This window comes from Sulfuricurvum sp., from assembly GCF_028688295.1.
Taxonomy (GTDB): Bacteria; Campylobacterota; Campylobacteria; order Campylobacterales; family Sulfurimonadaceae; genus Sulfuricurvum.
Map to the genome: position 1 here is coordinate 25,071 of NZ_JAQTYM010000001.1, position 25,798 is coordinate 50,868.

Below are 25,798 nucleotides of genomic sequence, written 5' to 3' on the forward strand. Positions count from 1 at the left end.
AATTATGATTTACATAATTTTATCAGATAGTTTAGAACTTTTTACTAATGCTCTTGATCTAAATGCTCCCCTTCAGAATCATCGTAGGGGTCGAGATGGATTAGCGCGTAGACATTGTTTTCAGGGAAAAGATTTTTAAGAGCAAGCTCGATTCGATCCCCTACCATGTGAGCATCATAAAGGGATGTACTAACGTTGAAAACCACATGAACGCTGAGATCGATATTAGAGCCTGAACGTCGGGTTCTCAGATCGTGATGACCGCTAATATCCAGCTGAGAATTCAGTAATTTGTTGATTTTAGAGACGCTTTCAGGATCTAATGCGGCATCGAGGAGCATGAGAACCCCCTCTTTAATAATCGGATAGGCAGAATAGATCATATAAATGCCGATTCCGATTCCCAGCAGTGGATCGATAAAGGTGTAGTCGGTAAACGTGATGATCAGGAGCGATATTAAAACAGCTCCATTACTGAGTAAGTCGGTTTTATAGTGTAGCGCATCCGCTTGGATGACCATGTTTCCGGTTTTTTTGGCGACCATATTTAAAAAGAGGACTAGAGCTGCGGTAATAATGAGCGAAGCTACCATAACCCAGATAGAGAGATCGAGATGTTCGATCACACTCCCTTGCACCATTTTCGAGATGGCGGTATAGAGGATAAAGAGTGCTGAGAGGCTGATGATCGTACCCTCGATTACGGCGGCGAGGGGTTCGAGCTTACGACGACCGAAGTTAAAATGCTCATCCGGTTCTTTATCGGAGTTGTGCAGAGCAAAATAGTTAAAGAGGGAGATAACCGTATCGAGCAGAGAATCGATAGCGGAGGCTAAAACGGCAACAGAACCGCTGATAATCCCAACAGTAAGTTTAAATGTCACCAGTAAAAAGGCGACGATGGTAGAGATAAGGGTGGCTTTTTTTTCGATTCGCATGGGGGTATTTTAGCCTAATATTGATAAAATAAGACGATTATAGCTAGGGAGTGAATATGGATCTGAACGCAGTTCGACAAGAGCGTCAAAAATGGATGACATGGAAAAATATCGCTCCGTTGCGTGAAGCGCTTCATCAGCTTCCGCAGATTGATGCTCATGCTGAACTGGGTAACACCGTTGCTCTCACATCCCCAGAAGCAGTAGATGTCAACGAGCTAGAGCGGATTGCACGATTGATGATGCCGTGGCGTAAAGGGCCGTTTGATTTGTTTGGTCTTTTTATCGATACCGAATGGCGCTCAGACCTCAAATACAATTTTCTCCGTCCCCATTTTAATCTAGCGGGTAAAAAAGTAGCCGATATCGGGTGTAACAACGGCTATTATATGTTTCGATTCCTCGAAGATGCTCCGGCAAAAGTGGTAGGGTTCGATCCTTCGGCTCTTTTTAAATCGCAGTTTGATCTCATTAACCATTATGTCAAAAGCGAGATCGTTTATGAACTCCTCGGTGTGGAACATTTACCATTTTATGAAGAGAAATTTGACGTTATCTTTTGTCTTGGGGTACTGTATCATCGAAGCGATCCGATTGCGATGATAAAAGCATTAGGACAAGGTTTGGCTGAGGGGGGTGAGATTTATCTCGATACTTTTATCATTGACGGTGATGAGCCAGTTGCTCTTTGCCCAAGCGGAAGCTATTCAAAAATTACTAATGTTTATTTCGTTCCAACTCTAAAAGCACTCGAAAACTGGTGTATTCGTGCCGGATTTAACTCTTTTGAAATTCTGGGAACAGTACTTACAACGTCAGATGAACAACGTAAAACAGAGTGGATCGAATCACAAAGCCTTGAAGATTTTCTCGATCCTGCCGATAGTACCAAAACAGTAGAAGGCTATCCCGCACCAAAGCGTGGGTACGTACGAATTAAAAAGGGATAATTTTGGCAACAGATCATAGCGATAGTGCAAATAATGGTGAAATTCAAGTTGCGATAAACCAAGAAACAGCATTAAATACACACGAGAAAATTAATACAAATTACAGTGGCGAAATCGTTAAGTTGGAAATTGGATTTGCAAAAGTTGTATTAGAAACCAATGAGGTTATGCGTGCCGATGAAGTAGGATTGGTACATGGAGGGTTTATTTTCAGTGCGGCTGATTTTGCAGCAATGGCATCGGTAAATGAACCAAATGTTGTCTTGGCATCCTGTAATTGTCTCTTCTTGGCTCCGGTAAGAGTAGGAGATAAAGTTACTTTTGAAGCAACAGAACACCAAAAAGAGGGTCGGAAGCGTAACGTCACGGTTCGTGGTTTCGTTCATGATATCAAAGTTTTTGAGGGAGAGTTTAAAACGGTAGTTACCGAACGTCATGTTCTTAGACTAGATCTTATTAAAAATGTAGAGAACTAAACAACTCGAAGCCAATAATCGACGTTTTTCAACTCTTTTTGGACACTTGTCGGGTTACCATGACCTGGGTAGAGCATTTTATCTGTGGTCCATGCTGAAAATTTTTTAAGACTTTGACGCATTGCTTCTGCATCGGAGTAGGGGAAATCCCATCTCCCGATCGAACCTTCAAATAAAAAATCTCCACTAAAAATAGCATCACCGATTTCGATCATCGAACATCCTGGACAATGTCCCGGAAAATGGTGAAATTTAACTTCTATTCCTTCGAGATTATAGCTCTGATCTCCATCCACTTCGACATCAGGTTTAGAAGGGGGCAGTCCAGGCATCCACGAACTGTTTTGTAATAACATTACATCCCCTTTTGGGGTATAGAGAGGGATATTTAATTTTGTTTGCAGTTCATTATTACTCCAAACATGATCAAAATGACCGTGAGTGTTGAGGATAGCGATAGGATTTGTCACGTTTGCCATCACCCACTCGGTTGCTCCCATTCCTGGATCGATGATGATCTCTTTCCCCTCGATTTTAACAAGGTAGCAGTTGGTTTGATAATCACCCATCGGTCGCTTTAGAATTTCCATAATTGACTCTCTTTTAGTCGGATTGTAACATATATTTTTAATGATCGAAACGGAGAAATTAATCGATGTAGTGTCTCTTTGTGGATAAATTAATTTTATTGGAATATTATTCCAACAATAATCAAAGGAGTACACCATGAGATACCTTCTTCAAGTAGATTTTCCCCATAACGGACCATTCGGTGATGAATTGACAGCAGTAATGAGCGATTTGGCAAAAGATATCGCAACGGAGAAAGGGCTAATCTCTAAACTTTGGACAGAAAATGAAATGGACAAAGAGGCAGGAGGAATTTATCTGTTTGATAATGAACAAGATGCACAGCGCTATTTGAAAAAACATACCGAACGATTAGAATCCTTTGGTTACAGCAATATACGAGGAAAAGTTTTTACTGTAAATGAAGCGTTGAGTGCGTTGTCGATTCCTGCTATGTGAATGTAAAGCTATAGGGATATATTTTCATTTTTAATCTATGTGATAAAAGATTAAAATTTTTATATTTTTAGAAGAATTCAAGGAATATAATAGTTGTATATTTTTTCACACTATTGAATTTTAATCGTGTGAAAACTTGAAGTCTGCATGAGGGGCTTTATTATGAATACATTAAAATGGTTTACTTGTTTGGAACATTACAATGGACGAAATGAAGTTGCAAAGATGTTTACGGATGGTACATGGAGAATTGATTTTAATGAAAACAGTCCGACATTTATGTGTTATTCTGAGCGTGAATGCCATCAATGCCCGAATTGTTCCCATAATCCTTGTTTGTGTTCCATTGCAAGCACTGAAAAGCTTAGTCAACCTCTTTATCAAAAACAGATGTTGATGTATTGTATGGAATTTACCGAATTGTGTTGAACTATACTCAGGAGAGTGGAACGATGAAAAAATCTACTTGTTCAATCGGTATCTCTTTTTTTGCCACCATATCAAATACCCCTTCGATCTCTTCTTCTTTTACTCCGTTATCCCGACCAATATAGCCCACGGGAGTTGTTGTCTCAGCAAAATAGTATTTTTTCCCCTCAAAAGTAACATAAGAGGCGGGAGCGGTGATCTCTTTTTCATTTGGTATATGGACACCAATAAACCCATGATCTTTTGTTGTAATCAAAATGCATGCATATTGTTTTTGTAAGAGTAAAGAGGCAAGCAAAAATGATTTTTCATCGCAATCACCGCCATTTTGATTGATTACATCTGAAGGATTACGATTGGCTGAACTCTCTTTATAAGGGATTTTGAGAACATATTGATAAGCGCGATTAATCTCGCAATACGCATCGCCATTACAACCTTTTATTAGCATATCTACAAAAGGCTTCATTTCATCATGCTGATAAACGTCGTATTTGTAAAACCGGTTATGTATTTTTACCATTCCTTTTCTTTCGCAATACTCTGCATCTGTCTCAGGCGGAACATTGGCTTTGGCATAAATTGTATAGCCAATTAATCCTGCAATGCTATACAAGGCGATACGGTAAAAAAGACGTTTATTTATAAAACTCATATTCGACCTTTATAGTGAGTGTTAACACTCGTTTTCATAAGTTCTCCTTCATCGATAAAAATAATAGATTTACCCATCTTTAATCTTTCAATTTTTCGGCACGCTGCAGGATCGATGATGCCATATTGCTAAATATGAGATGATGGATAGGGATCAGCGCATACCAGTATAATCGTCCTGAGACCCCATCGGGATAAAAATAGGCACTTTGGATCAAGGTGTGCTCTTGTATTTTAAACTCCAGCCACGCCTTTCCGGGCAATTTCATCTGAGCAAACAGAAGAAGCCGTTCGTTCTCCACCAGATCGACCACTTTCCAAAAATCGACACTGTCGCCGACACGAAGATGGTGCGAATCCCGTCGTCCCCGATTGATCCCCGCCCCTCCGAATAGCTTATCGATCACTCCCCGTATTTTCCAGAGCCAGTCGTACCCGAACCAGCCCGATTCTCCTCCGATCATACAAAAACTGCGGTAGACGTCTTGAGGGGGAGTGTCGCCGAAATCGACGACTCTGCGATCGATAAAAATAGCATTAGCGATGTTGTCCGAAGAGTCAGATTGGGCAGAACCCGCACCGCTGTCGCTCCATCGGCTGATCACCTGATTGGATTCAATCTCTTCAACCGCATGGTGTACCGCCTCTTCGAGCGTGTGGGGAGTGATCGTAAAGAGTTCATGGCGCAGCGTATTGGTCGTCACCACTTCACTTTTTAGCCCCTCTATCAAAGAGCTGGCGACTCCGTAGGGTACGGGGGTAAAGAGTGTCAGCCAGTAGGAGGAGAGCTTCGGTGTCAGGAGATTAACCGGAATCAGGTAGCGTTTTAGCCCCATCCCTGCCGCTACGCGAAGCATTAAATCACCATAACTCATTGCCTCCTCACCCAAATCGATCATACGATTTTCACCCGATTCCAACTCAAGTGCCGCGACCAGATAACGGATCACATCCTCCACCCCGATCGGGGTGATGAGGGTTGAAACCCATTTTGGGGTGATCATCACCGGCAATTTTTGGACGAGATTGCGGATAATTTCAAAACTCGCGCTTCCTGAGCCGATAATCACTCCGGCACGAAACCAGATGCATTGGAGCTTTTCGGGTGCGGAGCTCAGTATCTCTCCCGTCTCGATTCGGCTCAGCAGATGTTCGCTTCCCGTTTCTTTATCACCCAATCCCCCCAGATAAATGATCTTTTTTACCTTTTGACGGATACACGCATCGAGGAAATTTTGGGCACTTTGACGGTCTAAATCACGAAAATTGGAATGGGTAAGTCCGTGAATGAGATAATAGGCTACATCCACCTCTTTAAGCGCTTCATCAAGTGTTTCAGGGGACATTACGTCGGCTTTGATGATTTCGCACTTTTCTTTGGCCGCTAATGAGAGACTATTGGGATTGCGTACCATCAAACGGAGGGTAACGCCACCTTTTTGAATCAGCGCATGTTTCAGGCGTCGCCCGATATATCCGTTTGCTCCTGTGAGTAAAACACGCATCTATAACCCCTTTTTTCCTAAAGCATATTGTTGATTCTACAATTGTTTTACGTAAGAAATAGTAAGGGGATGAAACTATTTAATTGAATGCTCGGATGCTTGATAGGGCTAGTTCAGCGTAAATTGCTGGCGTGTGACGACTCCCCAGTACTGATCGTTGTAAGATTCTTCGGTATACGCAGTGTTGTTAAATCGTTCAATCGTTTTTCGCCAAAATTTGGTAGCATATTCGGCTCCATGCAGCTGTTTAATCTCCCAATCACCGGGATGATTTTCCCAGATGGTATGGGCAAACTGCATTCCGATACTATTTTTCCGAAAACAGGGAAGTACATAAAATTCACACATCTCGTAACTATGACACTCTTTGCATCTGATCGCGGCAATTCCAGCGGGAATATCGTCAATGTAGAGCAGGAAACCTATGGTATCGTTACCCAGATGGGTATCAAGTTCGAATATCCCCGAAGGGTTTGGTCTCTTACCTGTGATAGGTGAAAACTCGGCTTCATAGCATTGCACAAGGTTATGATAGATATGAGAGTTTGTTTCGGTAACAGGTTTAGTAATATACCCTTTTTTCATCGTCAGAGGTTCTTTTTTATCCATGAGAGATTGTACTATTATCGGTACGGTATGTCAAAAAGTGATTGATGCTTAGCCGTTAAGTTTATTGTGTCGTATAACTTATGCATAGGAGAATAGAGTCAATATTAGGAGCTAGAATATGGAGAGCCTAAAAGTCGTTTGCCCCCATTGTCAGGCAATCAACAGAGTAGAAAATGAGGTAGCCAAAGAGGTTGTTTTATGCAGTTCATGCCAAAAATCTCTGTTGGATACAACACCGATAGAGTGTGATTATGAGTCGTTTCACGCGCACATCAGCGAGAATGATATTCCGGTGTTGGTTGACTTTTATTCACCCGATTGTGCACCGTGTATGAAGATGGCACCTGATTATGAAAAAGCGGCATCCACCTTTGCACTTGAAGTACGTTTTATCAAAATCAATACTTTGGATTATCCAGAAATAGCACGTCAATATGGTGTTAATGCCCTTCCAACAATTGTCGCTTTTAAAAACGGTAGAGAGATGAACCGTTTTAGCAGTGCATTATCCAAAGATCATTTGAGTATGTGGAGCGAAAGCTTGATACAGATGACACTTTAACGATCAGATAACAAAAAAGGTATTGTATGGCACAAAACAGCACGCCACTAAAGATCATATTGCTCAAAGGCAACGGAGGGATCACCATCAACAACGAGATGATGGAGCTATTGACGATCACCCTCGCGCATGGATGTATCGGTCTGCCGCTTAAAGCATTGTATGCCGAGAATGTTTATATCGTAGAAAACAGAGAGACATTTAACGAGATTCATAAACAGATCAGAGAAAAACCGTGCTGTTTTGTCCACGCAATCGATGGGTTGGATGAGGATGATATGAAACGGATCAAAGCACAAAAAATTACCTTTGTGTAGTCAGATTAGAATAGAGAATGCATTAAGGTTAGAAAATACTATAGGGGCAGATGATGGACTTTTTTTGTCAGGCGTGCGATTTTGTGATCGATGTTGAGATGATAGCTGAATTGGATGGAGGAAAATGCCCTAATTGTGGCAAACTAGAAGGATTTGGCACCGTACCGAAACACTCAATGCCAAACAGTGCAAATGCTCAAGTTTTGAATGATTCGGACTTTTTGGAACGGGATAATTTCTAAATAACACGGAACTCAAGAATGTGTGAACTAGGGGATTTTATTCCGTTTTCGTTTTGACGGATGTTGCCCCTTCGTTTACTTCCCCTTTAGTCCAAGCGGTTGCATTAGAGGTATCTTCTTTCATCCCTTTCCAGGTAGCCGAGCATCCTGTGCAGAGTAGTAATGCAGTAGCGATAAGTAGTGTACGTTTCATGTGGATCCTTTTTTCGAATGAATGTAAATCATTGTATCATTTAAAATAACATATAACGTTAAATATTGTAACTAAAAGTGGGAAGAAAGAATTTGATCTACAAAGAGAGTAGGCAATTCCAACGAGAATGTCGGGAATGGTGAAATCAGAACATATAATGCATATCATAAAAAATTACTAACGTTTAGGAGATTTTATGGCTGTTGTGATTACCGACTCCTGTATCAATTGTGACGCGTGTATCGACGAATGTCCCGCAACGGCGATCGTGAGTGCGTCTGAGTCTCCGCTTGCTGATGGTGAATACACCTATGTAAAGCCTGAAAAATGTATCGAGTGTGTCGATTCGGCAGTACCGAAATGTGCCGATGTGTGTCCTACTGAGGGGTGTATCGTGTGGGATATGCCCTATACGCCTGAATACAACGACCATTTTGTAAACAGTGGCGAATATGTGATCCGTGTCCATAAGAGTAAAGGGATCATGTCACCGGAGGTGAGTCCGATGCCGTGGCGTGAGAGTATCAGTATGGAGCAAAGAGAAGCACGTGTGAGTGTGGGGGAGACGTTGAGGCTTTATAATTAAAGGGTTAGTTCAGCATACCGTTCAATCGTTTTTCTGAAAATAGGGTACGAAGATAAAGAAGAAGAGGGGTTTCAACGGTGCGGACAAAGCCGCCCCCGTCATTTTTGTTTTTTGATTTTGGATAGAAGTTTTGGGTCAGTAACAAGTTTTCTTACGCCGTGCGCATGATCTTCTTGAAAGACGTTTCCGGAAGCACACCATTTACCGACGGTATTGATATCGACTTTGGCACATGAGGGGCGTACACTCCATGTGACCTGATACGGTGAACATTTGCTGTCGCTATAGCTTGGTCCGGTGGTAGAACCAGTGAACACAACGGGTTTACCGGTATTGGACGGAAGCGCTTTCGGCTGGTGTAAGCCGTTGATTTTGCCTTCATACATCAATGTGTTAAAATCAAGCGCTTTAGGATCATTGACGAGTGTAAACACCTGCGTCTCTACGCGGAGATTCGGATTGGCGCATTTTTCAGAGACACACGAACCCAGACCTTTACCCGGCGCTACATCACATGAGCTAAATACCCAATGGACTTCGATCGTATCACCCGGTACGAGATCACCGTGTTCATTTTTACAGATCTGCTCTTTTGTCGGAGCAAGTTCAGCCGCTGTAAGTTTTTTACTGATGTTACACTTGTAACCGCTCTCATATCCGTGTGAACCCTCTCCTGCAAAAATGGAGAACTCTTTTGATTTGTGTTCAGCGTTCTCATGAAAGTGGATGTTACAAAGGTTCATCTCTTTGTAGCTTGGCGCCAATTGGAAAAGACGCTCATTAGCCCCGACAAGACTGTCGATGTCTCTGGGGGTCTGAGGACCGAATCCTGTGCACGTGCCGTGCTCGGCGAGTTCATGGCTATCGCTTGCAATACCGTTTAATGATAATACACCGATTGCCAAAGCTATAAACAGATTGTTTCTAACTTGCATATAATACCCCTTCACTATCTAGATGTAATATAATTATAGCAAATATTTATCACGAAGTTATGACAGAAAAATGCAAATTAATAAGGTGTTGTTCCTGCGGCAACTCTGGGAGCTGTTGAGGATGTAGTAGTGCCGAGAGGAACGAGCGTTCTTGGATCGCGGTATGCTCTTTTGGTATCTTTTCTCGCTAAAGAGAAAAGTACAGAGAAAGTTTGAAATGTGGGGTGAGGGAAGGGGAAGAAAAAGTAGCCTGTCCCCTTTTTTGTCCCCTTTTTTCTTTTTTGCCTTTTTTACTAGTTTGCCTTTTATGATTAGGGTTGTATTTCCGAGTTATAATCTTCCGATACGATATAGGAGGGGACGATGAGCACGATAATCATGTTGTTCGTATTGCCGCTCGGGATTATCGTCTATTTTTGGGATCGCCGTAATTACGCGCAGAGTCTTGCAATGTTTAAAGATTATTGTGTGCAGATGAACCATGCCGATTTCTTGGAGAATGAAAAAATGGATCGCATCGATGAGATGTTTTATCAAAACGGTTATACCCGTATCGAGCGTTCTGATTCCAGACTTGTGATTGAAAAAAAACATTTTAATATCGGAGTGCTATTTATCTGTTTGGGAGCTTTGACCTATTTTGGGTTATTGATCTATCTGATTTATTACCGTTTTTTTCTAAAAGCGCGAAGGGTGATTGTGGACTTGGGCGGGGAAGAGATAATGAGGGAAGAGAAAAAGTAGCCTGTCCCCTTTTTTTCAGGAGAGTGGAAATGAGGGGATATTTTTATGCTGTAACAGCTTCCTTATAGATATAAAGACCATTTGTGTCTTTTTTTGTATTAAAAAAGTTTTGGTAAGGGAACATCTTTTGTTTCAATATTACAACGAAAATCAATAACCCAAGATTTACAACTATTCCAATTAAAATCATTGATTGATCACTTTGGCGTAGTAAATCAAAGATACCTTTTACTAGTAGAAAGGCAAGAAACATATAGGCACCAGCATTTTTTTTGTAGAGTAGATAGAGTACTAATGCAGGTAATAATACACCGATTGTCAGTAAAAAAAGTAGCCATAGTGGAGGCAAGTGCGCGAATTGAACACTTAATCCAAGAATAGCGAAAAGAGACAATAACCCATAAATAGTTATCAGAATTTTATTTGCTTTCGCATATTTTTCAGCATATTTCGGTTCGGGAAAGAGTGATAGAATACGCGATCCTTTTTTTTGATCACCGTTTCTATTTATAAACTTTATAAATGCCTCATCTTTATCCATACTATTTTTTAGATCTTTTTTAAGCTGTTTCACGAATATACCTAATTTAATAAAATAAAAAATGTTAAATATTATAGTGTATTTTTTAAAATTTTAAAAGGTTGTTTGACCGTAAAGCAAATAGATTAATAACATGTGGAGTCATTTTGGAGGCAGAGATGCCGAGAGGAACGAGCGTTCTTGGATCGCGGTATGCTCTTCTGGTATCTTTTCTCGCTAAAGAGAAAAGTACAGAGAACGTTTGAAAGCTGGGGTGAGGGAATGGAGAAAGAAAGTGAAGATTGAATACATGACCCCTATCTGCCTATCTGTTTTAAAGTTCTGTGTGAGTATAGCTTAAAAGTGGAGAGTTGTTTTGAAATAAAGGGTTGGAAAAAGTGGCTAAAAAGTGGTTTGCTTTCATTTGTTTTGGTATTTTAGGAAGCCAAAGGGCTTCGAGTTAGATTGATTTCGAGATTAAATCCGACGGCTTTTGCGTATTCCATCAAGGTAGATAAATTCGGTAAATTTTTGCTGTTCGGGCTTTCTAATCTCGAAATATTACTTTTTTTCGTATGCAGTAGATTGGCAACATCTTCTTGGGAGAGTTTCGCTTCGAGACGGGCTTTTATCATCTGTTTTTTGAGTGTAAAGATTGCTTCTAACGCGTCATATTCGGCTCTGACCGCTTCGTTTTTTAGAGCTTTTTCTTTGAATGTTTCAAAAGAGGGTCTATTTGTCATGCTCAATCTCCTTTTTTCGCTTTAGGGCGATTTCGATCTCTTTTTGGGGTGTTTTTTGGGTTTTTTTAACAAACGAGTGGAGAATAATGATTTTTCTTCCACTCGCATAACAAAAGAAACTTCTTCCGATCCCTTCGGCTCCTTTTGCTCTAACTTCAAAAAGCCCATTACCGAAAGCATCGGTGTAGGGTTTTCCGAGATTCGGACCATGTTCTTCGATCATCTCGAAGATATGGAGCATCTTTGCCAAAATTTTGGCAGGGAGGGATAGCGTATCGGTTTCGACCGTTTCATTAAAAAATTCGATAGCCCATTTCATGAGATTATATCAAAAATGATAACTTTTGGAAAGAGAATAATAGATTTATTGTTTTGTCTCGGCATTATCAACTCCCTTTTTATCGGTTATTGTAATACTGCTTTATGTTAGATTGAAATTATATTGCAGTATGAAATATTATGTCCTTTTCTTTTTCATAAGAAAAGAACGAAAAGAAAATCGCCTTGCACCAAATCGCTGGCGGTACGTTTCGCCCTACGGCGAACGACCTTGCTCTGTGTGGTGTCGCAAGGCATGAAACTATTTAAAATATCCCCGTGATCCAATACCTAGAGCCGTTCCGGAGGCAGTAGTGCCGAGAGGAACGAGAGTTCTTGGATCGCGGTATGCTCTTTTGCTACTTTCTCACTCAGGAGAGTGTGAACAAGGGAACTAAATTTTTTGTGAAATTTAGCTAAAATTAAAAGATTTCAATTGAAGTAAAAATATATAGGTATGTTTATGGAAGCGATATTAACTTTAAAATCAAAAAAGATTCCAAGATACTATTCAACACTGATCTATGGTGCTCCTATAAGTCTTATTCTTCTTGTTTCACTAATTGATGAAGATACTAATTTGTATAAAATTTTTATTGTCTTAAGCGTGTTGATTTGGTATTTAGATCATTTATTTAGGTTTGATCATGATGTTATGAATGAAATTAAAATGTACGATACAATAGAAGTTTTTCAAGATCATATTCTTATTGATTCTTCATATAAATTGTATATTAAAGATATAAATTGTGAAAGAAGATTTGGACCAGCTTACCCTCCAAGTGGTATAGTTTTTCCATCTTATGATTTTGTTTATATAAAAGACAATGGCGGTAGAGTACGTTATGAAATTTATTTTAAAGTCATTTGGCATGATGTATTCGATTATTCTTCATACAAATTTGTTGAACTAATAAATAGTCTTAAATTTAGGGTAGAAGCTATAGATAAAGGCAATGAAATGGTTACTAAGCTAAAACAACAATATAAACTAGCTGATGAGGGATAGGTATTCTATATTTTTACTCTATATCTGAAAAAAATAATTTTATCTTAAATATTCGTGATTTTTAAAGCTGGATTCCCGCTTTCGCGGGAATGACGGGAGATTAGAGTGCTTTCGCCATAATGCGATTAAGTCGTGCAATAAACCCTGCGGTGTCCGCAAGGGTTTCACCCTCATACAGTTTCGCCTGATCAAGCAACACATGCGCCGCATCGTCAATAAGGTTCATGTCTGCTGAATCGCTGAGTTTTTTGATCAACTCATGATTCGGGTTGATTTGTAGGATCGGTTTCGGAGCCGGGAAATCCCCGCCCATGTTTCCGAACTGCTTCATCATCTGAGCCATCATGTACCCTTGGTCTTCTTTATCGACTCTCAAGCACACCGCAGAATCGGTGAGATCGAATGTCGTTTCGACTTTTGATACGTTCTCACCCAGAGCATTTTGGAGTTGTCCAACGAATGATTCCAATCCTTTGGCTTTTTCTTCGTGCTCTTTTTTCTCTTCTTCGGACTCTTCGAGTTTCGCATCCGAGACGTTTACGAATTTATAGTCGTTGTACTCAGTTACCATCGGGAATACGATCGTGTCGATCTCTTCGTTGAGAACCAATACATCGATACCTTTTGATTTGAAACGCTCTAGTGCAGGGGAGTTTTTGAGCATTTGGAGAGACATTTTGGCAGAGATGTAATAGATCTCTTTTTTCTCAGCGTCTACACCCTCGACAAATTTGCTGAACATGACCGGCTCGGCAGAGTTTAGGGTGTTGAGTTTGAGAAGCTCTAGGATACGCTCACGGTTCCCCATGTCGCTATACAATCCCTCTTTGAGGACGTTTCCGAACTCTTTGTAGAATGCGTCGTATTTCTCGGCGTCGTTTTCAGAGACTTTTGCAAGTTCGCTGAGGACTTTTTTGACCGATGCGTTTTTGATTTTCGCCATAACGCGGTTGCTTTGGAGGATTTCACGGCTGACGTTCAATGGAAGGTCGGCAGAGTCGATCACCCCGCGAAGGAAGCGAAGATAGGTCGGCATAAGCTCTTTTTCATCGTCGGTGATGAAGACACGGTTGATGTAGAGTTTGATACCGCTTTGGTAATCGACGCGGTATAAGTCCATCGGTGCTTTAGCAGGGACGTAGAAGAGGGTGGTGTACTCTAACGTTCCCTCAGCTTTATTGTGCATCCAGAGCAACGGCTCGCTGGAATCGTGAGCGATACTGGAGTAGAAATCTTTGTACTCTTCATCGGTGATCTCTGATTTGCTGATCGTCCACAATGCGTTGGCTTTGTTGATCTGTTTGTTAACGAGTTCGTTGTGACCTTTCTCTTCACCTTCGGCTGGGGCGACCCACTCCTCTTTGTCCATGTAGATCGGGAAAGGGATGTGGTTGGAGTATTTTTTAACGATGCTGTCGATACGGTGCGCCTCTAAAAACTCGCTCTCATCGTCTTTGAGGTGCATGATGATACTCGTACCGTGGCTATCACGTTCCGCTGGCTCAAGATCGTATTCTGACCCTGCCATTGAGCTCCATTTGTACGCTTGCTCTTCTCCCGCTTTGCGAGAAATAACTTCGACTTTATCGGCTACCATAAATGACGCATAGAAACCGACACCGAACTGACCAATCAGGTTCGAATCTTTTTTCTGATCGCCTGAGAGTTTCTCTAAGAACGCTTTGGTTCCTGATTTCGCGATGGTTCCGAGGTTTTCAACGAGATCCGCTTCGTTCATCCCGATACCTGTATCACTGATCGTGAGGGTTTTGCCCTCTTTATCGATGATGATATCGATACGAGGGGCGAAGTTGACCCCTTTGTACGCTTCGTCGGTGAGGACGAGCATGTTGAGTTTATCGAGTGCGTCGGAGCTATTGGAGACAAGCTCGCGGACGAAAATCTCTTTGTTCGAGTACAAAGAGTGAATCATTAAATGCAAGATTTGTGAGACTTCAGTCTGGAACTGATGTTTTGCCATGTGACTATCCTTAAAGGTTAAAATTTGAGCTGTGATTGTAACGAAATAGCATTAATAATGCAAGAGGTATCAAATAAGTTGAGTCTTAAAGACTAAAGCTGTTGTGTTCCGTTCGCCCTGAGCTTGTCGAAGGGTGAGAAGTTCATGGTTCGACAGGCTCACCACGAACGGGAATTTAGTATTTAATATGAGTTAAATACAAACCATTATGGGGTGCAATATCCGTGGAGTATCGCTTGACACAGTTCAACTGCTCTATGAGCTGTTCTTTTGTCGCTTTCCCCGCCGAGATACGGAGTAAAAAACCGACCATGAGGCGGATTTGGGAGCGTAAAAACCCGTTTCCCTCGAATACGAGGACAAAATATCCTTTGTGAGAGTAGGCGTAGGCGCGGTAGATGATACGGGTGAAGTGATCCATATCGTTACCGCTTTTTTTAAAAAGCTCGAAACTATGCGTCCCCTCGAAACATTTGATGGCATCGGCAATGATATAGCGGTTGAGGGTGGGGATAAAGGAGACGAAGTTATCTTCGAACGGGTTGGTTCTCCCCTCTTTGATGATGTAGCGATAGACACGACGTTTAGCACTGTAGCGGGCATGAAATTCATTCTCTACAAACTCGATACGTAAAATCCGTAACGAGTTGGGGAGTTGGAGGTTGAGCATATCTTTAAGTCGGGGAAGATCACTCCAAAACAGCGGTAAATCGATGTGCATCACCTGATGCGTCGCGTGAACGCCTCGGTCTGTTCTCCCTGAGCCTTTGGGGGCGGAGTTGATTTTGAGTCGTTTGAGGGCGATGATGAGGGTGCCGATAACGGTTTCATGGGTGGTGGGTTGTTGTTGTGAGCCCATAAACGCTGAGCCGTTATAGCTCATCGTGATCTTGGCACGGTTCAAAAGCGTGTTCCTACTAAACGTTTATAAAAACCGTAAGAGAGGATAAGCCATCCGAGAGCTACGATCCAGATGGCGTGAAATCCGATCCATTGCTGAGTGAGTATGGATGAGGCGTAAAATCCGACGATTGAGAGAAAAAGCCACAGATAAATCCATCGCTTTTGGTGACGGGCGTGGACGACACCCAATGCAATCATCAAAAATACCGAAATGAGAGGAAAGAGACTCAGGAGGGTATTGGTGATAAGAAGTCTATCTTTTTTCGGTCGTTCTTCCTCGTTTGTCCAAAAATCGAGGGTATCGCGGTAAATGGTCGGATCGGTGTTGAGCATATCGTTAATATAGGCTGTTTTGAAAAAGATGGTTTTTAAAAGTATGTCATCATAACTGTGACTCTCTCCCTCTTCCAGTCGTAGCTGTAATACACCGTTTTTATTAATTAGCTCTGCTTTTTTGGCGGTGATGAGGATTTCGTCTTTCATCTCTTTGTTGAACAGTACAACATCGCCGAATGCACGAGATCGCTCATCACTGGTGTTGATAAAGAGCATCCAGTCTCCGAAGTTGTGACCGAATTCCGAAGCGGTAAGGTTGAATTTGGCTTCTGCTTTCTTTTTATCTAAAAAGTTACTGGAGATGATTTTGATATAGGGGGTGACTACGACAAAATTCACAAAAAGCAAGATCGAGAGGAGTAACGCAGGGAGTGCTAACACTCTCGCGACAAAAGAGGGCGAAATACCGAGTGAAAAGACCACCACCATCTCATTATCATTAGAGAGGCGATAGAGGGTTAAGGCTCCGCCAACCACAAAAGCGATAGGAAGGGTATAAAACAGTAACTCCGGTAAAACAAAAAGATAGAGTTTCCCCATCTCCGCAATGCTCAGTTGAATGACGGCGGTATAGGTCGCAAGCTTGATCATGAAAATGACGGAAGCGATCGCGAATAGGGGCAAAAATATCGAGAAAAAAAGTACCGATAGATTGGAAAAGATGTAGCTTCGTAATTTATCCATAAAGCCCCACCAAATAAGCGTTAACGTGCGTATCAAACATTAAAACAATCCAACACCCCATCGCCAGAAACGGGATAAACGGGAGTTGTTTGGAATCTTCACTCTCCCCTTGTGTTAAGAGGAGTGCAGGGAGTGCGAGGAGTGCACCGACAAAAATTGCAACAAGGCCGAGTTGTACACCGAGCAACGCTCCCATTGTTGCGGCAATCATAATGTCGGCTTCTCCCATGGCCTCTTTTTTAATGACATAAGAGAGGTAAAAACGAAGCAAGGTAAATCCGCCGGCAAAGAGCAAAGCGTTGGTAAAGTTGTAACCCAGTTGCCCAAAGGAGGTCGCACTCAAAATAGCAACGGTGAGGGCGGAGAGGTTGATACTGTCGGGGACCATTTTATAGCGATAATCGATAACCGATAAGGCTAAGAGCAGATCAAAGCTCAACGCAACACCGAATGCTTGGACATTAAGTCCTAGTTTCATCGCGCTGAAGAGGAAAATGAGACCGCTGATAACCTCAATGAGGGGGTATTGCATCGAGATTTTTTCACCGCAAAAGGAACATTTGCCGCGTAAAAACAGCCATGAGAGGATGGGAATATTGTGCCATGCACGAAGCGGAGTATTACAGCTCATACAATGTGAGGCGGGAAAGGAGACACTTTCATCACGTGGGGTTCGGAGGATCACAACGTTTAAAAAAGATCCGATTGCCGCTCCTAAAACAAAGACATAGAGTAGTTCCATTAGTTTAATCCCCCGAAACGTCTTTCGACGGTTTTAAATTTTTTGATAATGGATTCGAGTTCATCGGTAGTGAACTCCGGCCATAAGGTATTGGTAAAAAAAAGCTCGGCGTACGCTGCTTGCCACAGGAGAAAATTAGAGAGGCGATGGTCACCTCCCGTGCGGATTAGAAGATCGATATTATGAGGACAGTCGAGGGCGTTGTTGAGCAACTCGACTGTGATGGGTGTATGTGGAAACAATGCGTTGACTGCGCGGACGATTTCATCACGGCTTCCGTAGTTCAGGGCCAAACTTTGAACCAATCCATTACACCCTTGGGTTACATTTTGGAGATCATCGATTACTTTACGGAGTGATTTTGAAAAGAGTGAGAGATCACCAATCGGTTCAAATCGGATATTTCCTTCCAAATAATTTTTTCGTTCATTTTTCAGGTATTTTTCGAGAAGTTTCATTAAAAATTCAACTTCCAATTTCGGACGCTTCCAATTTTCGGTACTGAATGCATAGAGACTCAGCCGATCGATGTCGGGATGGTTGGCACAATAGCTGGTGATAATTCGGACACTTTCGGCCCCTTGCTCATGACCGTGACTGCGGGTTTTACCTCGTGACTCAGCCCAACGGCCGTTTCCGTCCATGATGATCGCAATATGACTCGGGCGATTGCTCATAAGGTGGACGCTTCGTCTAAGAGTTGAAGAGCCAAACTCAGTTTATCGGTTTTAGGGAGTGTGAGGGAACCGTTTGCACTGATAAAATCGATGGCGTTGGTATCGCTCCCAAAAGGGTTGGAATCATCGATGAGGTTGAGACACACCGCATCTACCCCTTTGTTGATTAAAAGGTTTTGTGCATTTTGGGTTGCAACGGCGGGATCAGTCTCGGCTTTAAATGCGACGGTTTTAATCCCCTCTTTGTTACACGATTTCAGGAGATCTATGTTTTGTTTCATAGCGATATTCCACGATTCTCCGAGTATCTCTTTTTTGAGTTTTCCGTTTTGCGGATGGGTTGGGACATAGTCGCTCACCGCCGCAGCCATAAACAAAAATGGCTCTTTTTGGATAAGAGCTATCGGTTCATCATGGATGAGAGAAGGTTTCGAGAGTTTCCCTTTTTTCGCAATTCGGATCGAGTCGGTGAGGTATTCTCCCATCTCTTCAGAACTCTCAACATCGATGGTATGGATAGAGGTGGGGAGACCCACTTCAAAACGGGTTGAGATAAGGTTGACATCCGCGCCGCGTACAAAAAGTGCAGTAGCGAGAGCCGAGGCCATTTTGCCACTGGAACGGTTGCTGATGGTACGGACATCATCGAGTTTTTCGATCGTTCCGCCACCCGTAACAATAACGCGGCGATCCATCCAATAATCGTTTTTGAGCAATACGCGTGCAGAGTGCCAAAAAATCTCCAACGGTTCCGCCATCGCACCATCACCGACCACTTGACACGCTAACTCTTTGGTTTGGGTGTTGATAATCTCATAGTTGGCAATTGCGAGCATCTTTTGAGAGGCTTGGATCATCGGATTTTGGATCATGTTAGTATTTGCTGATGGGGCAATGAGTTTGACTCCGCTATAGGCGAGGGCGCATTGGGTGAGGATCGTATCGGCGATACCGTTGGCGAGTTTGGCGATGGTGTTGGCGGTTACAGGAGCGATAACGAATAAATCCGCCCACTGAGAAATTTTGATATGGTTGAAATCATCCGCCCACGATTCGTTGGTGTCATCGAGGACTCGGTTACGGCTGAGCGCTTCGAAACTGAGCGGTGCAACGAATTTTTTGGCAGAAGGGCTCATCACAACTCTCACTTCAGCACCGGCTTTGATGAAGAGGCGGAGGAGTTCGAGCGATTTATACGCCGCAATCGACCCCGTGACACCGAGGAGGATTTTTTTACCTTCAAGAAGATTAGAGGGAATCTGCATCATTTCCCTTTGCCGAAAAATTTGGTGAAGAATCCCGTTACTTTTCGGATTGGAGTTCGACTGAGAATCAAGATATCACTTTCATATTTGCCGGCAGTAACGGTGGTTCCTGCGGCGATCATGACGTTGTCACTGATCTCTACCGGAGCGACGAGTTGTGTATCGCTCCCAATGAAAACATTTTTACCGATGATGGTTTGGTATTTTTTAATCCCATCATAGTTACAGGTGATGGTTCCTGCACCGATATTGGTCCCTGAGTCGATGGTTGCATCACCTAGATAGCTGAGATGCCCCGCTTTAACGCCGTTGAGTGTTGATTTTTTGACTTCGACGAAATTACCGACATGGGTTTCATCGAGGAGACTTTGCGGACGGATGTGGGCGAGTGGTCCGACGTCTGAATTGCGGATAACACTCTCTTCGATAACGCTGTGGGCTTTAATGTGAGAATTTACGATAAGGGAATTGCCGCATAAACGAGCCCCATTTTCGATGATACACTCCCCCTCGAACGTGACACCTTCTTCGAGATAGATTGTTTCGGGTAACTGCATAATCACTCCGGCATCCATCCAGTTACGGCGGAGGCGATCCATCATAATCATCTCCGCATTGGCGAGATCGTTTTTGGAATTTACCCCTTTAAACTCCACCTCTTCGACAAAAAGCGGTGAAATAGAGAGCCCATCTTTGTGTGCCATTTCAATGACGTCGGTTAGGTAATACTCACCTTGGGCATTAGCATTGGACAGACGGGGAATATAGGTTTGCAGAACATGGTGTTTAAAGGCATATACTCCTGCATTGACGGTGTTGATCGCTTTTTCCTGTGGTGTTGCGTCTTTCTCTTCGACGATGCGCATTACACGCCCCTCTTCGATCACAACACGTCCGTACCCGCTAGGATTATCGAGAGGAATAACAGACATGACGATGTCAGCAGGGTTGGAGAGGAATTTTTCGATTGAGTAACGCGAAATGAGAGGCATGTCTCCGTTGAGAACGAGGACATCATCATAGCGGGGCTGAATTCCCATCATCGCACCACCGGTTCCGGGAAAATTTTCGGCATCTTGGGTTACGAATATCAAATTATCAAAGTATTTTTTCATTGCCGCGATGACAGCGTCTTTTTGGTGGGCGACGACCACAATGATATCGTCGGTGATTTCACGCGCGGCTTTTATGCTGTAATAGAGCATTTCACGTCCGCAGATTTCATGAAGAACCTTCGCTTTTGGCGATTTCATACGGCTCCCTTTTCCGGCGGCAAGGATCACGATGGTAAGGTTCATAAAATCTCCTGATAAATAATTGTTGTAATCTTATCAAATTTCCATTAATTTAATCGAGAACCCCATTTAAGTTGTGGTATCATAAGCACTTTAAATAAGCCAATTAATTTCAAGGGATGTGAATGGACTTAGGTACGGTCATTGGATTGATTTCAGTTATAGCTCTTTTGTTGTACTCCATGGCAATTGGGGTTGGTATTGGGGCGTATGTTGACATACCTTCGGTTCTAATCGTTATCGGAGGTTCAATTGGTGCGTTGTTAATCTCTTTTAAACTTGAACAAATGAAAATTTTTACGAAAGTTTTTATGGTTGCTATCAAACCAACGATTGATAACAGACTTGAAATTATTCAAAAATTAGTAAATTATGCAACTCAAGCGCGACGTGATGGAATTTTGGCTCTCGAAACCGTTGCTAACACTGAGGAAAACAAATTTTTGAAAAAAGGGCTCTCGATGGCGGTCGATGGCAATGAACCGGATACGATTCGCGCCCTTTTGGAAATTGAGATGGAACAAACAAGTGATCGTCATAAAAGTAATGCTGCTATGTTTAGTATGTGGTCAGGACTTGCCGGAGCCATGGGGATGGTAGGAACTCTGATCGGTCTGGTTGCAATGCTTTTGAATATGGCCGATCCGAGTGCAATTGGACCGTCGATGGCGGTTGCGTTGTTAACTACTCTTTATGGTGCGGTGATTGGGAACGTATTCGGAGGACCGATTGCAAATATCCTAAATATCCGTAACACCGATGAAGATACCGTCAAACAAATGATTTTAGAGGGAATTATGTCGATTCAAGCGGGCGATAATCCTCGTACCCTCGAAGCCAAACTTTTAGCTTATCTCCCACCTGCAGAGCGGGTGAGCCAATTTGATTCTTAGAAGATTGGGTGAATAATGGGTAAGAAAAAATGTCCTGATTGTCCGGAGTGTATGCCTGAATGGCTCGCAGCCTTCGGGGATTTGATGTCGTTACTGTTATGTTTTTTCGTATTGCTCCTCTCGATGTCGTCTATGGATGCAAAAAAAGTTTCTGAAGCGATCGGTTCTCTCTCTGGAGCCATGTCTGTTTTGGAAGGTGGAGAACAGACGGAAGTTTCTAAACGTCGACTTCAACTTTCTACTCCGATTGAAAGCGAAGATGAAACGAATGAAGAGGTTAACCGAATTTCAGAAGCAGTTGCAGAAATTAATGAAATGAAAGAAAAAGGGAAAGGCCCTTCTGTTACGCTTGAAGAGTCTCAAGATGGGTTTGTGATTCAGCTTCCCGCTTCTCTTTTGTTTAAAGAGGGGAGTGCAAAAATCGAAGATGAGGATGCACTTCTTTTTCTAAAACGGATTGCAATGATTGTTGAACAGCTTCCGAATCAAGTTGAAGTAAGTGTCCAAGGGCATACCGATGACTCAACGCCAGGACGTACAAGTCCTTATCGTGATAATTGGGAACTCTCTTCCGCACGTGCGATTTCAGTGCTACAAGAGCTCATGATTGATGGTATTGTCCCTGAACGTCTGAGTGCTGCAGGATTTTCGCAATACCGTCCAATATCGAGTAATGCAACCGCTGAGGGACGGGATAAAAACCGCCGTGTTGAGCTCCATTTTTACGGGACTAAAGCAGATAAAAAAGCGGAAGCAGAGAAAACGATTCTCGATCAAGGAATAGGGGGCGCAACACCTAATGCAACCGATGCCATCAGTGCAGCTCCGGCACTCGATGTTCCTGTTGCACCGGTACAATAATGAGACGTATTTTTTACCTTGTTTTGATGCTTACCCCTTTATTGTGGGGTGCTGATCCGCAGGTTCCGGCGATGAACTTTAACCTCACGGCACCGGAAACGCCCGAAGAAGTTGTCAGTTCACTCAATGTTTTACTGGTCCTTACGGTTCTGTTCTTGGCACCGAGTCTAGTGCTAGTGATGACGACGTTTACCCGATTTGTTATTGTTTTCGGTTTTTTACGTCAGGCACTTGGGACACAGCAAGTTCCGCCAACACAGCTTTTGGTAATGTTGGCCCTTATTTTGACTGTTTTTGTGATGGAACCGGTCGCTACCAAAGCGTATGATGAGGGGATAAAACCTTACAGCGAAGAAAAAATTACCTACGATGAAGCATTTGAAAAAACGACGGAACCGTTTAAGAACTTTATGGTTCGTAATACGCGCGAGAAAGATTTAGCCCTTTTTTTACGGATTCGGCATATGGAAAATCCTCAGTCGATTAAAGAAGTACCGTTAACAATCGTGATCCCTGCATTTATGATCAGTGAGCTAAAAACGGCATTTGAGATAGGATTTCTCCTCTTTTTACCATTTTTGGTTATTGATATGGTTGTCGCCTCAATCTTGATGTCGATGGGGATGATGATGCTTCCACCGGTTATGATCTCGATGCCGTTTAAAATCCTCGTATTTGTGATGGTCGATGGATGGAATTTGTTGATCGGTAATTTGATTGCCAGTGTTAAATAAGGGTTACAATGCAGTGTGAATATTTTGGTGTGTGCGGGAGTTGTCGCGATTATGAAGAAGGGTACGAAGGTCAGCTAGAACACAAAATCTCAGCGGTTCGTGAGATGTTCTCCCCTTTGTATGAGGGTGATATCACCCTTTGTCCCTCACCCAGTGCACAGTATCGCTCACGCGCAGAATTTAAAATTTATCATGATGATAGTGGGATATCCTACGCCATGAGCCGATTGGATCGACAAGGGGCGTTAAAGATAAACGCTTGTTCGATTGTCTCCCCTTTTATCGCCACTATGATGGAAAAGCTTCTCCCTGAAATAGTAGATTTGGGCATTTCCCATAAATTATTCGGTGTCGATTTTTTAACCTCTGGCGAGGGAGAAGTTGCCGTGAGTATGCTCTATCACAAAGCTTTGGATGAGAACTGGCAAAATGCGGCACTGGAGCTTCAAAGACGTCTAGGGGTTTACATCATCGGACGAAGCCGTAAACAAAAACTGATCCTTTCTCAAGATTATGTGATCGAAAAACTGTACATTAACGAACGTGAATACCGTTATGTTCATATTGAAAACAGTTTTACTCAACCAAATCCGAGAGTGAATGAACAGATGATTGAATGGTCGCTTTCACAATTGGAAGGGATCGGCGGTGATTTGCTCGAACTCTATTGCGGTGCCGGGAATTTTACGATCCCTTTTGCAACAATGTTTGATCGGGTATTAGCAACCGAGATATCCAAAGCCTCTATCCATGCGGCAAAACAAAACATGACGTTAAACGCTATTGAGAATATTGAATTTGTCCGTTTAAGCGCGGAAGAATTCACGCAAGCGCTCGATGGTGTACGTGAGTTTCGCCGTTTAGAGGGACTTAGTGTCTCAGATTATCACCTAAAAACACTCTTCGTTGATCCGCCGCGTGCTGGTTTGGGAGAAGAACCGTGTAGTTTTGCAGCCCGTTTTGATCACATTCTCTATATCTCATGTAATCCAGAGACTTTGTTGCGTGATTTGGAGATACTCTCTAAAACCCATACTATCAGTGCAATGGGTGCTTTTGATCAGTTCCCTTATACGCATCATTTAGAGATGGGTGTAAAGTTAATGAAAAAAGGTTTGGTATGAGGGGAATATTTTTGAGTGCATTGTGTGCGGTATATCTTTATGGCAACAGTGGCGATCCTCAATCCATCATTAAGGAAGTAGCTAATCTTCGGCAAAAATACGAAGATTGTACTCAGCAGCAAAAGAACCTTTCTTCTACTGATACCGTCTCAAAACTAAAAGGGTATCAAAAACGAATCGCTTATCTCGAAGGACAAATAGATATCACTTCCAAAGAACTCAGCAGACTAAAAAAACGTAATACTGAAATGGAACGTGAGGCTATGGAAAAAAAAGGGGTAATTCAGAGTCTGGAAAAAAGTTTGAAATCCCGCGATAAAAACTACCGAGAAACGGTTGCAGAAAATGAACGGTTATTATCGCAAACCAATAGTGCAAAAGTGAGCAGGATTGAGCGACAAAGTCTAACCTCTTCATTGGAAAAAACAAAATTTGAAGTAGAACGGCTAGAAAATATTATTGCCAAAACATCAAAAGAACGGCTCCGATTGGAACAAGAACTCTCTGTTGCAAGAACACAGGTTGATAAGTATAAAAACACCAAAGCAGCAGCTCCAAAAATCTCTGAACCTCCTAAAACGTTAGTAACCTCAGATCAAAGCGGTAAAATAAAAGCGTTACAAAATGAACTCACGCGTGCTAATGCCTACATTTTAAAGTTGCAAAATACGCAAGCAACACCTGCCGTACAAGAGAAAATAGTGACTAAGGTTGTCGAGCCTACTGAAAAATTAGTGGCTTTGCAGCGCGAATTATCAGCTGCACAAGCGACGATAGCAAACCTCAAAAAAGGTTCAAAAGTTGTTGTCCAAGAAAAAATTGTTGAGAAAATCGTTTATAAAGATCGTCCGGTAGTGCAGGAAAAAGTGGTAACAAAAATCGTTGAACCTACCGAAAAAATTGCTGCTTTACAACGTGAATTGGTCAATCTACAAACAAAACTGACCAATTTAAAAAATAATCCTTCCAATACGATCGTAAAAGAGAAGATTGTGGAAAAAACAGTCTACAAAGATCGCCCTGTTATCCAAGAAAAAATTGTGGAAAAAATTGTTTATAAAGATCGTCCGGTAGTGCAGGAAAAAGTGGTGTATAAAGCTTCTGATGCTACCGAAAAATTGAACCGTGCTCTGCAGGAAAGACTTGCTGAAAACGAAGCGCAGATGGAAAAATTGAAAGCAAAATCAGCGAAATTAGTACCGCCAAAAATGACTAAAATGACAGCACAGAGTGTTACAGTTCCTGAAAAAACGTCAAAAATATTAAAAGCACCGGAGCCTAAAGCTCAAGCTACTGCAGTAAACACTTCGTCAGCTAAAAAATCAGCCCCATCCGCTTATCGTATGGCAACGGCTTCCCCTGTCTACAACGCTCCGGGCGGATCGGTAGTCGATACATGGGAAGAACGTAGGTCATTTACTTCGGGTACGGTGAGTAACGGATGGATTAAAATTACCGGATATTTTGTGAACCGTGTTTGGCAGAGAGCAGATGAAGAGTTGTGGGTAAAAGAGAGTGACGTAATACGACGTTAAGGGAGTCGG

General features: G+C 42.4%; 31 protein-coding genes. 14 read left to right on the forward strand and 17 right to left on the reverse strand.

From position 1 onward, the window contains the following. Positions 1-44: 44 nt before the first annotated feature. Complete coding sequence (locus PHR02_RS00160; protein WP_299987232.1) at positions 45-938, reverse strand: cation diffusion facilitator family transporter; 894 nt, start codon at positions 936-938, stop codon at positions 45-47. Between the two features lie 56 nt (positions 939-994). Here PHR02_RS00160 and cmoB point away from each other — a divergent pair, with 56 nt between their 5' ends. Next, on the forward strand, positions 995-1,888 hold the full coding sequence (cmoB, locus tag PHR02_RS00165; protein WP_299987235.1) for a tRNA 5-methoxyuridine(34)/uridine 5-oxyacetic acid(34) synthase CmoB: 894 nt from the start codon (positions 995-997) through the stop codon (positions 1,886-1,888). A gap of 2 nt (positions 1,889-1,890) precedes the next feature. Beyond that, positions 1,891-2,364 (forward strand): hotdog domain-containing protein, encoded by a 474-nt coding sequence (locus tag PHR02_RS00170; RefSeq protein ID WP_299987238.1) that lies wholly within the window; start codon positions 1,891-1,893, stop codon positions 2,362-2,364. Here PHR02_RS00170 and PHR02_RS00175 read toward each other — a convergent pair. Continuing rightward, entirely contained in the window at positions 2,361-2,954 is a 594-nt protein-coding gene (locus PHR02_RS00175) for an MBL fold metallo-hydrolase (RefSeq protein ID WP_299987241.1), read from the reverse strand. The genes PHR02_RS00170 and PHR02_RS00175 overlap by 4 nt on opposite strands. Before the next feature lie 136 nt (positions 2,955-3,090). Between PHR02_RS00175 and PHR02_RS00180 the strand changes: the two genes are divergently transcribed. Further along, a complete protein-coding gene (locus PHR02_RS00180) occupies positions 3,091-3,393 on the forward strand; it encodes a monooxygenase (RefSeq protein ID WP_299987244.1) in 303 nt (100 codons plus the stop codon). 436 nt (positions 3,394-3,829) lie between these two features. On the opposite strand, the gene PHR02_RS00185 is transcribed toward PHR02_RS00180, so the two are convergent. The 3 genes from PHR02_RS00185 to PHR02_RS00195 all read right to left on the reverse strand — a co-directional run bounded on the left by PHR02_RS00185 (position 3,830) and on the right by PHR02_RS00195 (position 6,590). After that, positions 3,830-4,477 carry a hypothetical protein gene (locus tag PHR02_RS00185; protein ID WP_299987247.1) on the reverse strand — a complete coding sequence of 216 codons (648 nt, stop codon included), beginning with the start codon at positions 4,475-4,477 and terminating at the stop codon, positions 3,830-3,832. A gap of 79 nt (positions 4,478-4,556) precedes the next feature. Further along, on the reverse strand, positions 4,557-5,981 hold the full coding sequence (locus tag PHR02_RS00190; RefSeq protein WP_299987250.1) for an SDR family oxidoreductase: 1,425 nt from the start codon (positions 5,979-5,981) through the stop codon (positions 4,557-4,559). 108 nt (positions 5,982-6,089) lie between these two features. Beyond that, positions 6,090-6,590 (reverse strand): hypothetical protein, encoded by a 501-nt coding sequence (locus PHR02_RS00195; RefSeq protein WP_299987253.1) that lies wholly within the window; start codon positions 6,588-6,590, stop codon positions 6,090-6,092. 118 nt (positions 6,591-6,708) lie between these two features. Here PHR02_RS00195 and PHR02_RS00200 point away from each other — a divergent pair, with 118 nt between their 5' ends. Genes PHR02_RS00200 through PHR02_RS00210 form a run of 3 tightly spaced genes read left to right on the forward strand, consistent with a single transcriptional unit; the run spans position 6,709 to position 7,711 of the window. Then, on the forward strand, positions 6,709-7,152 hold the full coding sequence (locus PHR02_RS00200) for a thioredoxin domain-containing protein (protein ID WP_299987255.1): 444 nt from the start codon (positions 6,709-6,711) through the stop codon (positions 7,150-7,152). A 26-nt stretch (positions 7,153-7,178) separates the two neighbouring features. Then, on the forward strand, positions 7,179-7,469 hold the full coding sequence (locus PHR02_RS00205) for a hypothetical protein (RefSeq protein ID WP_299987257.1): 291 nt from the start codon (positions 7,179-7,181) through the stop codon (positions 7,467-7,469). A gap of 53 nt (positions 7,470-7,522) precedes the next feature. Continuing rightward, on the forward strand, positions 7,523-7,711 hold the full coding sequence (locus tag PHR02_RS00210; RefSeq protein ID WP_299987259.1) for a hypothetical protein: 189 nt from the start codon (positions 7,523-7,525) through the stop codon (positions 7,709-7,711). 37 nt (positions 7,712-7,748) lie between these two features. Here PHR02_RS00210 and PHR02_RS00215 read toward each other — a convergent pair whose 3' ends face one another. Continuing rightward, positions 7,749-7,904: a hypothetical protein gene (locus PHR02_RS00215; protein ID WP_299987262.1), complete on the reverse strand. Its 156-nt coding sequence runs from the start codon at positions 7,902-7,904 to the stop codon at positions 7,749-7,751. A 196-nt stretch (positions 7,905-8,100) separates the two neighbouring features. On the opposite strand from PHR02_RS00215, the gene PHR02_RS00220 reads away from it, so the two are divergent. Further along, positions 8,101-8,490 carry a 4Fe-4S dicluster domain-containing protein gene (locus tag PHR02_RS00220; RefSeq protein WP_299987264.1) on the forward strand — a complete coding sequence of 130 codons (390 nt, stop codon included), beginning with the start codon at positions 8,101-8,103 and terminating at the stop codon, positions 8,488-8,490. A 98-nt stretch (positions 8,491-8,588) separates the two neighbouring features. Here the strand turns inward: PHR02_RS00220 and PHR02_RS00225 are convergent, their stop codons facing one another. Continuing rightward, positions 8,589-9,425: a delta-class carbonic anhydrase gene (locus PHR02_RS00225; protein WP_299987267.1), complete on the reverse strand. Its 837-nt coding sequence runs from the start codon at positions 9,423-9,425 to the stop codon at positions 8,589-8,591. Between the two features lie 363 nt (positions 9,426-9,788). On the opposite strand from PHR02_RS00225, the gene PHR02_RS00230 reads away from it, so the two are divergent. Then, positions 9,789-10,169 (forward strand): hypothetical protein, encoded by a 381-nt coding sequence (locus PHR02_RS00230; protein ID WP_299987269.1) that lies wholly within the window; start codon positions 9,789-9,791, stop codon positions 10,167-10,169. Positions 10,170-10,212: 43 nt separating this feature from the next. Here PHR02_RS00230 and PHR02_RS00235 read toward each other — a convergent pair whose 3' ends face one another. The 3 genes from PHR02_RS00235 to PHR02_RS00245 all read right to left on the reverse strand — a co-directional run bounded on the left by PHR02_RS00235 (position 10,213) and on the right by PHR02_RS00245 (position 11,751). After that, positions 10,213-10,743: a hypothetical protein gene (locus PHR02_RS00235; RefSeq protein ID WP_299987272.1), complete on the reverse strand. Its 531-nt coding sequence runs from the start codon at positions 10,741-10,743 to the stop codon at positions 10,213-10,215. Between the two features lie 383 nt (positions 10,744-11,126). Further along, on the reverse strand, positions 11,127-11,432 hold the full coding sequence (locus PHR02_RS00240; protein WP_299987275.1) for a helix-turn-helix transcriptional regulator: 306 nt from the start codon (positions 11,430-11,432) through the stop codon (positions 11,127-11,129). Further along, positions 11,422-11,751, reverse strand: coding sequence for a type II toxin-antitoxin system RelE/ParE family toxin (locus PHR02_RS00245; RefSeq protein ID WP_299987277.1), 330 nt, complete (start codon positions 11,749-11,751; stop codon positions 11,422-11,424). Before PHR02_RS00245 ends, PHR02_RS00240 begins: the two co-directional genes overlap by 11 nt. 462 nt (positions 11,752-12,213) lie before the next feature. Here PHR02_RS00245 and PHR02_RS00250 point away from each other — a divergent pair, with 462 nt between their 5' ends. After that, complete coding sequence (locus tag PHR02_RS00250; protein WP_299987280.1) at positions 12,214-12,759, forward strand: hypothetical protein; 546 nt, start codon at positions 12,214-12,216, stop codon at positions 12,757-12,759. Between the two features lie 100 nt (positions 12,760-12,859). Here the strand turns inward: PHR02_RS00250 and htpG are convergent, their stop codons facing one another. From htpG to glmU, 7 genes are all read right to left on the reverse strand, one after another. Beyond that, the gene (htpG, locus tag PHR02_RS00255; protein ID WP_299987283.1) at positions 12,860-14,740 is read right to left on the reverse strand and encodes a molecular chaperone HtpG; all 1,881 of its coding nucleotides are present in this window, start codon (positions 14,738-14,740) and stop codon (positions 12,860-12,862) included. 175 nt (positions 14,741-14,915) lie between these two features. Further along, positions 14,916-15,644 carry a tRNA pseudouridine(38-40) synthase TruA gene (gene truA, locus PHR02_RS00260; protein ID WP_299987286.1) on the reverse strand — a complete coding sequence of 243 codons (729 nt, stop codon included), beginning with the start codon at positions 15,642-15,644 and terminating at the stop codon, positions 14,916-14,918. Next, complete coding sequence (locus tag PHR02_RS00265) at positions 15,641-16,663, reverse strand: LptF/LptG family permease (RefSeq protein ID WP_299987287.1); 1,023 nt, start codon at positions 16,661-16,663, stop codon at positions 15,641-15,643. The genes truA and PHR02_RS00265 overlap by 4 nt, the downstream gene beginning before the upstream one ends. Next, the gene (locus tag PHR02_RS00270; protein WP_299987289.1) at positions 16,656-17,405 is read right to left on the reverse strand and encodes an A24 family peptidase; all 750 of its coding nucleotides are present in this window, start codon (positions 17,403-17,405) and stop codon (positions 16,656-16,658) included. The genes PHR02_RS00265 and PHR02_RS00270 overlap by 8 nt, the downstream gene beginning before the upstream one ends. Then, a complete protein-coding gene (gene uppS, locus PHR02_RS00275) occupies positions 17,405-18,082 on the reverse strand; it encodes a polyprenyl diphosphate synthase (RefSeq protein ID WP_299987291.1) in 678 nt (225 codons plus the stop codon). Before uppS ends, PHR02_RS00270 begins: the two co-directional genes overlap by 1 nt. Then, positions 18,079-19,347, reverse strand: coding sequence for a bifunctional phosphopantothenoylcysteine decarboxylase/phosphopantothenate--cysteine ligase CoaBC (gene coaBC / locus PHR02_RS00280; RefSeq protein ID WP_299987294.1), 1,269 nt, complete (start codon positions 19,345-19,347; stop codon positions 18,079-18,081). Before coaBC ends, uppS begins: the two co-directional genes overlap by 4 nt. Continuing rightward, positions 19,347-20,645 carry a bifunctional UDP-N-acetylglucosamine diphosphorylase/glucosamine-1-phosphate N-acetyltransferase GlmU gene (gene glmU / locus PHR02_RS00285; RefSeq protein ID WP_299987298.1) on the reverse strand — a complete coding sequence of 433 codons (1,299 nt, stop codon included), beginning with the start codon at positions 20,643-20,645 and terminating at the stop codon, positions 19,347-19,349. The genes coaBC and glmU overlap by 1 nt, the downstream gene beginning before the upstream one ends. A gap of 122 nt (positions 20,646-20,767) precedes the next feature. On the opposite strand from glmU, the gene PHR02_RS00290 reads away from it, so the two are divergent. Genes PHR02_RS00290 through PHR02_RS00310 form a run of 5 tightly spaced genes read left to right on the forward strand, consistent with a single transcriptional unit; the run spans position 20,768 to position 25,789 of the window. Further along, a complete protein-coding gene (locus tag PHR02_RS00290; RefSeq protein WP_299987301.1) occupies positions 20,768-21,535 on the forward strand; it encodes a MotA/TolQ/ExbB proton channel family protein in 768 nt (255 codons plus the stop codon). A gap of 15 nt (positions 21,536-21,550) precedes the next feature. Then, entirely contained in the window at positions 21,551-22,396 is an 846-nt protein-coding gene (locus tag PHR02_RS00295) for a flagellar motor protein MotB (protein ID WP_299987304.1), read from the forward strand. Then, positions 22,396-23,130, forward strand: coding sequence for a flagellar type III secretion system pore protein FliP (gene fliP, locus PHR02_RS00300; RefSeq protein WP_299987306.1), 735 nt, complete (start codon positions 22,396-22,398; stop codon positions 23,128-23,130). Before PHR02_RS00295 ends, fliP begins: the two co-directional genes overlap by 1 nt. 8 nt (positions 23,131-23,138) lie before the next feature. Continuing rightward, positions 23,139-24,254, forward strand: a complete 1,116-nt coding sequence (gene trmA / locus PHR02_RS00305) for a tRNA (uridine(54)-C5)-methyltransferase TrmA (RefSeq protein ID WP_299987309.1) — start codon at positions 23,139-23,141, stop codon at positions 24,252-24,254. Further along, a complete protein-coding gene (locus tag PHR02_RS00310; protein WP_299987312.1) occupies positions 24,251-25,789 on the forward strand; it encodes a hypothetical protein in 1,539 nt (512 codons plus the stop codon). Before trmA ends, PHR02_RS00310 begins: the two co-directional genes overlap by 4 nt. The last annotated feature ends 9 nt before the right edge of the window (positions 25,790-25,798 follow it).